We start from the raw sequence: 9202 nt of genomic DNA on the forward strand, positions 1-9202 counted from the left end.
CTCCATTGGGGCGACCAGTGGAGCGACGGGCCTCTTCGAGCACGCAAGTGATCGCCTTGCCGCGCGTCGGTGGCCTCCAGCATCGGTACGCGTGGGCGGAGGCGGCGTGATCGTGTCGCGGACGGGTTCTGAGAACGCACAGGCGCACCGCGATCCTGACGCGCCGAGAACAGATCAAGAACAAGACAATGGCTCGTCGCAAACGGCAGAATCTACGAGCTGCATAGGCGAGCAAACGTGCCGGAAGTGTCTCTTATTTCAAACCCTCAGTTGGTCCAACTTTCGCTGAACCCGAACAGGCCGCTCATATCCGCTACCGCCGCGAGTCCGTTCTCCTTCACCCCGATCACGTAGTCCAACATGCCCGGCATGTACGCGACGCCCGCCGGCGAGGGTCGGAGTGCCGGCCGCGCCAGGTTCTTGAACACGCCGCCGAAGCCCGCCCAGGTCTCCACCAGAAAGCTCATCAGGTTCGCCCCGGCACTCTCGACCAGGTGGATGAGCGGAAGCTTCTGACGAAGCGCGATGTCCTGAAGGCTCAACGCCGTCGGCAGCGAGCTGTGCGTCACGGAGCCCGCCCGAATGCCGCTGTCCTTGGCCCAGACCATACAGCGCGCCCCGCGCACGAAGCCGATCCCACAAATGCTGTTCGCCCCGGGGCACGCTGGGCTCGGGGTCGGTCTCCTCCACGAGGTAGTTCGCCAGCGTATGCAGGCGGAGAAACGGCATCCCGGATCGAGCAGTCGCGCGATGCGCTCGTGCGGCGGAATCTGGCCGCGTTTCTCGAACGTCGCCCGACGCTTGCCCGACGCGGTAACGGCCCGGGCCTCAAGGGCGCGCAACTCGTCGATCACTGACAGCATGTCGGCACGATTGCGCTGGAACGCGTCCGAAGAGGGAACGACGCTCGATTGAAAGACGGACACTGAATCGCCTCCGGCGTTGACCGCCCTGGTGCTTCGGGCCCGGGAGTGGAAGCTGCCCGTCCGCGGCGGCACCACGCGGCAGCGATGGCCAGGCACTCGGCGGCGAACCGCCAGAGGGAGCGGGCCCGCGACCGACAATGCGCTCGTCGCAACCGTTCACGGCCTCGAAGGACCGATGGGGACCCGTGGGGCCTACCCCTCGATACGGACCGTGTGCCCGCTGCCGCGGAGCCTCTCGGCGGCTTGGTCGACGAGGTTCGGGCCGTCCACCAGGTAGGCGTCGTAGAACGCGATCATCATGTCGGCCGCCTCGCTGAGCAACGGGTCGGGCTCGTCGGCGAAGCGTTCGATCATGTTGATGTGGTTCCCGCCGACCATCTCGACGAGGATCTTCCGTCCGGCCAGAGCGGCGTGGAACGCGCGCGATTCTGCGACCGGGACAGGGAAATCGGCCTGTCCCTGAAACGTCATCGTGGCGGGCCCGGAAGCCGTGAAGGGTTCGCCGAACAGCGCCTCTACTGCGAACGCTACCGGTTCCATGTACACGGTCGCGGCGATGCGGGCGTCACTGCAACAGGCAGTGCGCGATGCGGCGATCACGGTGGCGCCCCCCAGGGAATGACCCATCGCGCCGACGTTCTCCGAGTCGATTCGCTCATACAGGGAGTCCGCGGGATCCCGGGTCGCGTCGAGGAGTGCGTCGAGAACGAAGGAGAGGTCAGCCGGCTGCTGCGCCGCATCACCGATGGCGTTGGTAAAGCCACCGGGCGCCTCTTGATTGGTGAGCGGGAAGGAGACGGCCGCGACGATGTAGCCCGCCGCCGCAAGGCGTTGGCCGATCGCGTCGAACCTCTCGGTGTGGCCACCGAAACCGTGCGCCAATAGAATCAGTGCGCAGCCACGCCCACGACACGCCGGTTGCGCCAAGGCGCGCTCGGCGTACCAGAGACGCGTTTCCAGGCGACGCTCCGGGCTCCCGGAGAACTCCCCATTGGCAGTCGTCGGTCGAGAGACATCGACCAGCGTGCGTAGCTCCTCGCGGACGTCTTCGAGAGCAATCTCCGTCGGGGCGCCCTGGGTGGCGTCATCCCCGCACGAGACCACGAACAGGGCTGTGACGAGAAGGGCGGCGGACAGAAACCTCGAAGCAAGCATGATGGAGTACTGAACAAGAACCTTCGCGGGAGTAAAGACGCAAGTGCAATGCGCTGGAACCGCCGGCCAAGAGCCTCACGCCGCGCTCCAGCCCAGCAAGAGCCCCGCGCACGCGAAGTTGAGCGGCGTCATGATCGCGTCGACGACGAAGATGGCCAGACCCAAGGAGAGGCAGGATGACCCTTCGACTGTCCGCCTCTTGTCCGTGAACTCCAACCTGCTCGGTCCTAAATGAACCTACTAAGCCGAACGACTCGGTCCGTATTTCTTGGACTGCGTGGACTGCTGTGGGTTCCTGTGGGCGGTGCCAACGCATTCGTAATCAGTAGGTCGCCGGTTCAATTCCGGCGGGTGGCTCTTTGGAAGTCTAGTGTTGTCAACAACTTCCGGGACCGGACCAAGGCGGCGATCAACGTCCTGACCACTCTTGTGTGCCAGGGGTGTGCCAACTTTCTGAAACGTCGTCCACACCCCGTGAATCATCGTGGTCGAGCGATGCGCACGGTAGGATTCAGCGGCCCGCGACGGCGTTCCGAAACCTTCGGTGGGCCGCGCTCATCGCCGTCATCGACGATGGGCGGCCGACTCCCGCTGCGAGGTCGGAACTCTCTGCACCGCAGGACGACTCAGCGGCACTCCAGCCGCCTCGGGATCACCCGGACCCACTCGGCCAACGCGGCTTCCCGAGAAGCAATCAGCCACGGGTGATGGGTCCCGCCCCTCCTGCTTTCGCCCAGCTTTGCTGCCTCGCCTTCGCCCGCGAGGCCGACGAAGTCTGCCTCGCCCCTACGACGACACCGCGTCGCGGAACGCGCTCGGCGACTTCCCCACGACCCGCTTGAACGCCGCCGAGAACGAGAACGCGCTGGCGTAGCCCACCTGATCCGCGATGACCTGAATCGAGTGGCGGCTGTCCGCGAGAAGTCGCTTCGCCTCTGCCATCCGGATGTTCTCGACGATCTGACCGGGCCCGACGCCGTGGTGGCGTCGAACGAGGCGGTGCAACGTGGCCCGCGAGACGCCCATGGCCTCGGCGATATCTTGGGTGCCCCACGCCTCGTGTGGATGCTCACGCACTCGACTCCACAAGCTGACGAGGGCAACGGTGTCATCCGTCGGCCGGGGGCCCTCCGCCTGGAGCATCGTCTCGAGCTGGTTTCGGAGAATCGTCGCGTGAAGCTGAAACGAGTCTGGGCCATTCGAGGATCGGGCCGCGACATCGCTTCCGAAGCCCATCCGATCCTCGTAGCGCGACAGCAGGTAGTCCTCGGGCTTCGGTCCCTCGCCACAAGACGCCTTCGTATGCGAGTCGACACCCGTTCGGGCCGAATCCTCCGCCAGCATCCCTTCCATCGGTGCACGCAGCCGCGTGAGCCATGGGTCCGAAAAGGCCCGGACGCCGTCGTCGCGAAGGTGGTGCCAGCGTGAGAGGTCCGCGACCCGAACCATGAGCAGCCGCCACCGCGCGGCGCGCGTGAAGTAGCGGCGTGGGAGGCCCGCGGGAGAGAGCACGAGGGTGCCGGGGGACAGAACTCGATTCTTGCCCGCGACTTCCAAGGTTCCCGAGCCTGCGATGGAACCCAGGACGAGATGCGTATCGGCCCGAGTACCGGGCCAGTCGAAGCCCCGACGGACCTCGCTGATTCCAGCCAGCCAGACGCCGAGGTTTCGGAGGACGAGAGCCCGCGGATCACCGAGAGGGAGGAGCCAGTCTCGGCTGCCGGGGGGCACCCGAACCCCGCCGGGAGCCACGCCTGGATTCGCCATGGCGGGGATCATGACACAAATTCGTATTGGATCGCGACAACCGAGCATTCACTGCCGGACACATCGCCTGCCATATTGAGACCTGGTCCCGATCCATGGTCCGTCTAGCCGAGCTACCCGACGTCGAACGCGAGCACCTGCTCGGGAAGGCGTGCGAGCCCTTCGACTCGAAGCCGTGGGCCGATGGCCCTCCCCTCGCCGAGCGTCGCGTCGCTCTGGTGACGACCGCCGGGCTGCATCGCGCGAGCGACCGGGCCTTCTCGATGGTCGACCTGAGCTACCGCGTGATCCCGGGCGACATCCGCGCGGACGAGCTCACGATGACGCACTCGTCGGTGCACTTCGACCGCTCCGGCTTCCGCGAGGACGTGAACCTGGTCTTTCCGATCGACCGGCTACGCGAGCTCGAGCAGGAGGGCGTGATTGGATCGGTCGCGGAGTTCCACTACTCGCTCATGGGCGCCGGCTGGCTTCCGCAGCAGATCGAGCCGACGGTCGCGGAGCTCGCACGGCTTCTTCGAACGGATGAGGTAGACGCCGTCTGCCTCATCCCCGTTTGACCGAACTGCACCCGCGCCGTCGGCGCGGCCAGTCACTACCTGGAGTCCGCGGGCGTACCGACCACGGGCATCAGCCTCGTCCGGGAGCACACGGCGCAGATGCAGCTGCCGCGTTTTCTGTGGGTTCCCTTCGAGCTGGGTCGCCCCTTCGGCGCGCCGAACGAGCCCGAGTTCCAGAGGCGCGTGCTGCGCGCGACGCTCGAGCTGCTGAAACGGACCGACGGCCCGGTCGTTCTCGAAGACTTCGACGGAGACGCGCCGGAGGCCCACGCGGACAGCGACGAAGACACCGCCTGGGCGTGTCCGATCACGTTCCACGCGCCGCCGGAAGAACAGCCTGAGCTCGTGTCCGCGACGCTCGACGAGATGGCGCGGCTCGAGCCGTGGTACGAGGTCCACGTCGACGCTCGCGGGGGCAATGCCCCGACGGTGAGTGATCTCGCGCGACGGGACATCGTGGCGCGGCTCGGCGAGCTCGCCGACGGCGTCCAGGAGCCGGACCGCGAATCCAATCTCGCACTCGCGGACTGGATTCGGCTCGGCTGCGACGACCTTCGCAACTGGTATCTGGACGCGGCCCAGGGCCAGCCGGGACGCGCGTCGGCGAGCGAGCTGCGCAACTGGTTCTGGCGGCAGACCGCGGCCGCGCGCCTCATCGCGTCGGCGGCACGAGTCCTGGCAGATCACCCTGACCCGTTCGTGAAGATGCTCGCGCTTCGCGCGATGGTCCCGCGCGAGTACCTCGCGGAGCTCGCTCCGGAGATCGGCGCGCATTCCTGGAGGGAGAAATGAACACATCAACCACCACTGAAGAGATCGTGCGCTCGCCGGTCACCGGGCCCGGCGCATGGCGGGGCGAAGACCTCGCCCGTGGAACCGAGTGGCTCGTTCCCCTGACCGACGATCACCGGCGCGAGCTGTCCGACGTCGTCGCCAAGGCGCGGGCGGACGGCAGCGGTCTCGCGGACATCGAGAGGGACACGTTCCCGCTGCCGGCGTGCACGCCGCTGATCCGCGACATCGAGCGCCAGATAGAGGACGGCCCCGGCCTGGTGGTGCTGCGCGGCCTCGATCTCGACGGCGTGTCGGCCGAGGATGCCGGCCTCATGTTCTTCGTCCTCGGGCGCGCCATGGGGCGACCCATCCGACAGAACGCCCAGGGGCACCTCCTCGGGCACATTCGCGATACCGGTCGGAACATCTTCCAGGACCCAAGCGTTCGCGGATACCAGACGAAGATCGCCCTTCCCTTTCATACCGACACTTCGACGGACCTTCTCGGCCTGCTCTGCTTTCAGAAGGCGAAGTCCGGCGGCATGAGCTTCCTCGCTCCGCTTCTCACGATCTACAACGAGCTCCTGCGCACGGCGCCCGAGCTGATCGACACGCTGTACGAGCCCTTCAACTACGATTGCCGCGACGAAGAGCATCCCGACGGCAAGCCGTTCTACACACGGGCAGCCGCGAGCGTTAGCGAGGGAAAGCTCTCGATGCGACACAACACCGGCTACGCCAGGAGCGCCGAGCGACACGAGAGCTGCCCACGGCTCAACGACGAGCAGCTCCGCGTCATGCAACGAATCGACGAACTCTCGTTCGATCAGGAGATCCACTTCGCGCTACAGCTCGAAGAGGGCGACATGCTCTTCGTGAACAACTACCAGGTCATGCACGCGCGTAGCGAGTTCGAAGACCACGACGAGCCCGAGATGCGGCGGCACCTGATGCGCCTCTGGCTTCACCTTTATGACGGCCGGCCGCTCGCACCCGCATTCGACAACCGAGGCGGCATCGTCACTACCGACGCGAACGCGAATGACGGGCTCGGCGTATGAACGGCGCAGTACACGCGCTGACGGCTGCGCGCGACGCGGGGATCGAGGTCTGCTTCGCGAATCCGGGGACGACCGAGATGGAGTTCGTCTCCGGACTCGACGAGGTGCGGAGCATACGGTCGGTGCTCTGCTTGTTCGAAGGCGTGGCTACCGGCGCCGCCGACGGCTACGGCCGGATCGCAGAGAAGCCCGCCCTCACTCTTCTTCATCTCGGTCCCGGGTTCGCAAACGGGATCGCCAACCTGCACAACGCGCGCCGCGCCCGCAGCCCCGTCGTGAACGTGATCGGCGATCACGCGAGCTGGCACCTTCCCGCGGACGCGCCGCTCACGTCCGACATCGAAGCGCTCGCATCTCCCGTGTCCCAGTTCGTACGCCGAGTGCGGGGAGTCGACTTCATCGCCGAGGACATGGTCGCCGCGATCGCGGGGGCGATGGGGCCCCCTCCGGGCGTCGCCACTCTCATCGTTCCTCAGGATGCGGCCTGGGAGGCGCCGGGGACATCGACGGAGCCTAGGTCGCCGATCTCGGAAGAACCGGAGATCTCCGCGGGTGCGATCGAGAGAACGGCGACTCTCCTTCGCGAGGAGCCCGATCGGACCGGCTTGCTCGTGGGCGGCTCGCTGGGTCCGGCGAGCCTGGAGGCGGCTGCAGCGATCCGCGCCGCCACGAACTGTCGGGTCTGGTGCGACACGTTTTCCACGCGCATCGCGCAGGGCGGAGGGCTTCCGAGCTTCGACGCGGTTCCGTACTTTCCGGAGCAGGCCGTCGAGGCCTTCGCCGGGCTGTCCACCCTGGCGATCGCGGGCACCCGGCCGCCCGTCGCCTTCTTTGGCTATCCGGGCGGGCAGAGCGACCTGCTTCCCGACACCTGTGCGCGCATCCCGCTCTCGGGTCTCCAGGCAGATCCGGGGCCGAGCCTGGCGGCTCTGGCCGCCGCACTCGACGCGCCCCCCATGAAGCCGCGATCCAGCGCGTCCATCCCGGATGTTCCCGACGGACCGCTCGACGTCATGACGCTGGGCGCCGTGATCGCCGCGCACCAACCCGAGGGCGCGATCGTCGTGAACGAGTCAGCGACCTCCGGCATGGGATGGGCCGCACACGCCCCGAACGCACCGCGCCACGACGTGCTGAACCTGACCGGAGGTGCCATCGGACAAGGCCTGCCGAATGCACTCGGTGCCGCACTGGCCGCGCCCGATCGGCGCGTCCTTGCCATCCAGGCCGACGGGTCGGGCATGTACACCCTACAATCCTTGTGGACGATGGCGCGCGAGAACCTCGACGTGACCGTGATCGTGTGCGCGAACCGGGCGTACCGAATCCTCCAGTTCGAGCTCGCACGAGCGGGCAACGTCGAGCCCGGGCCGGCCGCCAGAGCGCTTACGGACCTTTCACACCCGGAGCTAGACTGGGTACACCTCGCCCGCGGAATGGCTGTTCCGGCTTGCCGCGCCAACACGACGAGCGAGCTCTCGAGTCTGCTGCGCCATCGCTTCGAGGAGTCGGGCCCCTTGTTGGTCGAGGCGGTCGTATCGTGAATCCGATGAACGGGTCGGTAGGAGGGAGGCGCGCGGCCGTTCTAGCCGCGATCGTCTTGGGCACGGGGCTGTTGTTCGTCGCAGGCTCGGACCTTCGCCACCGGGTGGGGGTCGACTTCTCCCTCGAGGGGCTCGAGAGCCTGCGTGCGTGGATCCTCGAACTGGGGTGGCGGGGTCCGCTCGCCTTCACACTGCTCGTCACCTTCCGGGGCTTTCTTCTGATCCCGTCTCACATCCCGCTGATTCTGGGCGGGGTCGTGTTCGGCGCCTTGGGTGGCACGTCGTGGGGAGCGCTCGGCCTGATCGCCTCCGCGTTGCTCCAGTTCGGCGCCGCGCGGGTCCTCGGTGACGACTGGGTCCAGCCGCGCCTGGGCGCGGACGGCCGAGCCATCGAAGAGCGCATCCGACGATTCGGCCCCGGGCCGGTGTGGCTCGTCACGGCCCACCCTTTGGGTCCACAGACCCCGGTCAATCTCTGCGCGGGCCTCGTTGCAATGGATGTCTGGAGGTTCGCGCTGGCGGTGGCGCTCGCCGCGCCATTGCGTGCCGGCATGTATGCCACACTCGGCACCTCGGCTGTGCATTGGGAAGCATCCACCTCGATCGGCCTCGCGCTTGCCTTTGGCGTTCTCGTGCTTCTCCCCCTGGCAAGCCCTTCCGTTCGACGCCGCCTGGTCGGCTCCCGCGGAGTCGTCCCGAATCCGCAGAGGACGAACGGATGATGCGCGCTCTTCGCTGGCTCCTCGGCGCGATTCTCCTCCTCGTCACGTTCCTCCTGGGCTTCGTCCTCTGGATTGCGCAGCCCTGGGCGGAGCATCGGGGCATGCGCACGTGGCCCGTAGGTTCGTCGATCCAGCTCTTCGGTGGGGACGAGAACCGCGAGGGTCTGGCCGAGGTCTTCCGAAGCTGGGACGAGAGCCCTCCCTTCAGCCGCCTCGTCGCGGCGCCGGAGCCGCACAGGTTCCCCCGCGACCTCCGCCCACTCGACGTGCGGTACGAGCTGGAGGGCGAGACGTACACCCTGGAGCAGTACCTCGAGGCGGCCCGCGTGCAGGGGCTCCTGGTGATGAAGGACGGCGAGGTCGTCTTCGAAACCTACCCGCAGCAGACCGGGCCGGAGGATAGATATCACCTGTGGTCCGCATCGAAGAGCTTCACCGGGACCCTCATCGGGATGGCGCTTTACGAGGGTCGCATCGAGAGCCTGGACGACCGGATCGACAAGTACGCGCCGCAGTTCGTCGGGACCGCCTATGGCGAAGCCTCCATACGCGACGTGATGCGCATGTCGTCGGGCGTCGACTTCTTCCACCACTGTTCGGGTTCAGAGACGGTTGGACCAAATAGGTCGATGAAATAAGAGACACTCCCGGCCCAAACGGAAGGAGAATCCGATGGGAAAGGGACAAAGCGCG

9 protein-coding genes are annotated in these 9202 nt (G+C 66.8%); 6 read left to right on the forward strand and 3 right to left on the reverse strand.

Going from position 1 to position 9202, the window contains the following annotated elements; all coding sequences use genetic code 11:
* Positions 1–266: 266 nt before the first annotated feature.
* The 3 genes from P8R42_03600 to P8R42_03610 all read right to left on the reverse strand — a co-directional run bounded on the left by P8R42_03600 (position 267) and on the right by P8R42_03610 (position 3860).
* Complete coding sequence (locus P8R42_03600; protein ID MDG2303735.1) at positions 267–926, reverse strand: carboxyl transferase domain-containing protein; 660 nt, start codon at positions 924–926, stop codon at positions 267–269.
* Between the two features lie 192 nt (positions 927–1118).
* On the reverse strand, positions 1119–2081 hold the full coding sequence (locus P8R42_03605; protein ID MDG2303736.1) for an alpha/beta fold hydrolase: 963 nt from the start codon (positions 2079–2081) through the stop codon (positions 1119–1121).
* A 786-nt stretch (positions 2082–2867) separates the two neighbouring features.
* Positions 2868–3860: an AraC family transcriptional regulator gene (locus P8R42_03610; GenBank protein MDG2303737.1), complete on the reverse strand. Its 993-nt coding sequence runs from the start codon at positions 3858–3860 to the stop codon at positions 2868–2870.
* Positions 3861–3943: 83 nt separating this feature from the next.
* On the opposite strand from P8R42_03610, the gene P8R42_03615 reads away from it, so the two are divergent.
* The 6 genes from P8R42_03615 to P8R42_03640 all read left to right on the forward strand — a co-directional run bounded on the left by P8R42_03615 (position 3944) and on the right by P8R42_03640 (position 9147).
* Entirely contained in the window at positions 3944–4408 is a 465-nt protein-coding gene (locus P8R42_03615; GenBank protein ID MDG2303738.1) for a glycine/sarcosine/betaine reductase selenoprotein B family protein, read from the forward strand.
* Positions 4409–4507: 99 nt separating this feature from the next.
* On the forward strand, positions 4508–5200 hold the full coding sequence (locus tag P8R42_03620; GenBank protein ID MDG2303739.1) for a hypothetical protein: 693 nt from the start codon (positions 4508–4510) through the stop codon (positions 5198–5200).
* Positions 5197–6243, forward strand: a complete 1047-nt coding sequence (locus P8R42_03625; GenBank protein ID MDG2303740.1) for a TauD/TfdA family dioxygenase — start codon at positions 5197–5199, stop codon at positions 6241–6243. The genes P8R42_03620 and P8R42_03625 overlap by 4 nt, the downstream gene beginning before the upstream one ends.
* Positions 6240–7787, forward strand: a complete 1548-nt coding sequence (locus P8R42_03630; GenBank protein ID MDG2303741.1) for an acetolactate synthase large subunit — start codon at positions 6240–6242, stop codon at positions 7785–7787. Before P8R42_03625 ends, P8R42_03630 begins: the two co-directional genes overlap by 4 nt.
* 5 nt (positions 7788–7792) lie before the next feature.
* On the forward strand, positions 7793–8509 hold the full coding sequence (locus tag P8R42_03635; GenBank protein ID MDG2303742.1) for a VTT domain-containing protein: 717 nt from the start codon (positions 7793–7795) through the stop codon (positions 8507–8509).
* Entirely contained in the window at positions 8506–9147 is a 642-nt protein-coding gene (locus P8R42_03640) for a serine hydrolase (GenBank protein MDG2303743.1), read from the forward strand. Before P8R42_03635 ends, P8R42_03640 begins: the two co-directional genes overlap by 4 nt.
* Positions 9148–9202 lie beyond the last annotated feature (55 nt).

It is taken from the genome of Candidatus Binatia bacterium, assembly GCA_029243485.1.
Lineage (GTDB): Bacteria > Desulfobacterota > Binatia > UBA12015 > UBA12015 > VGTG01.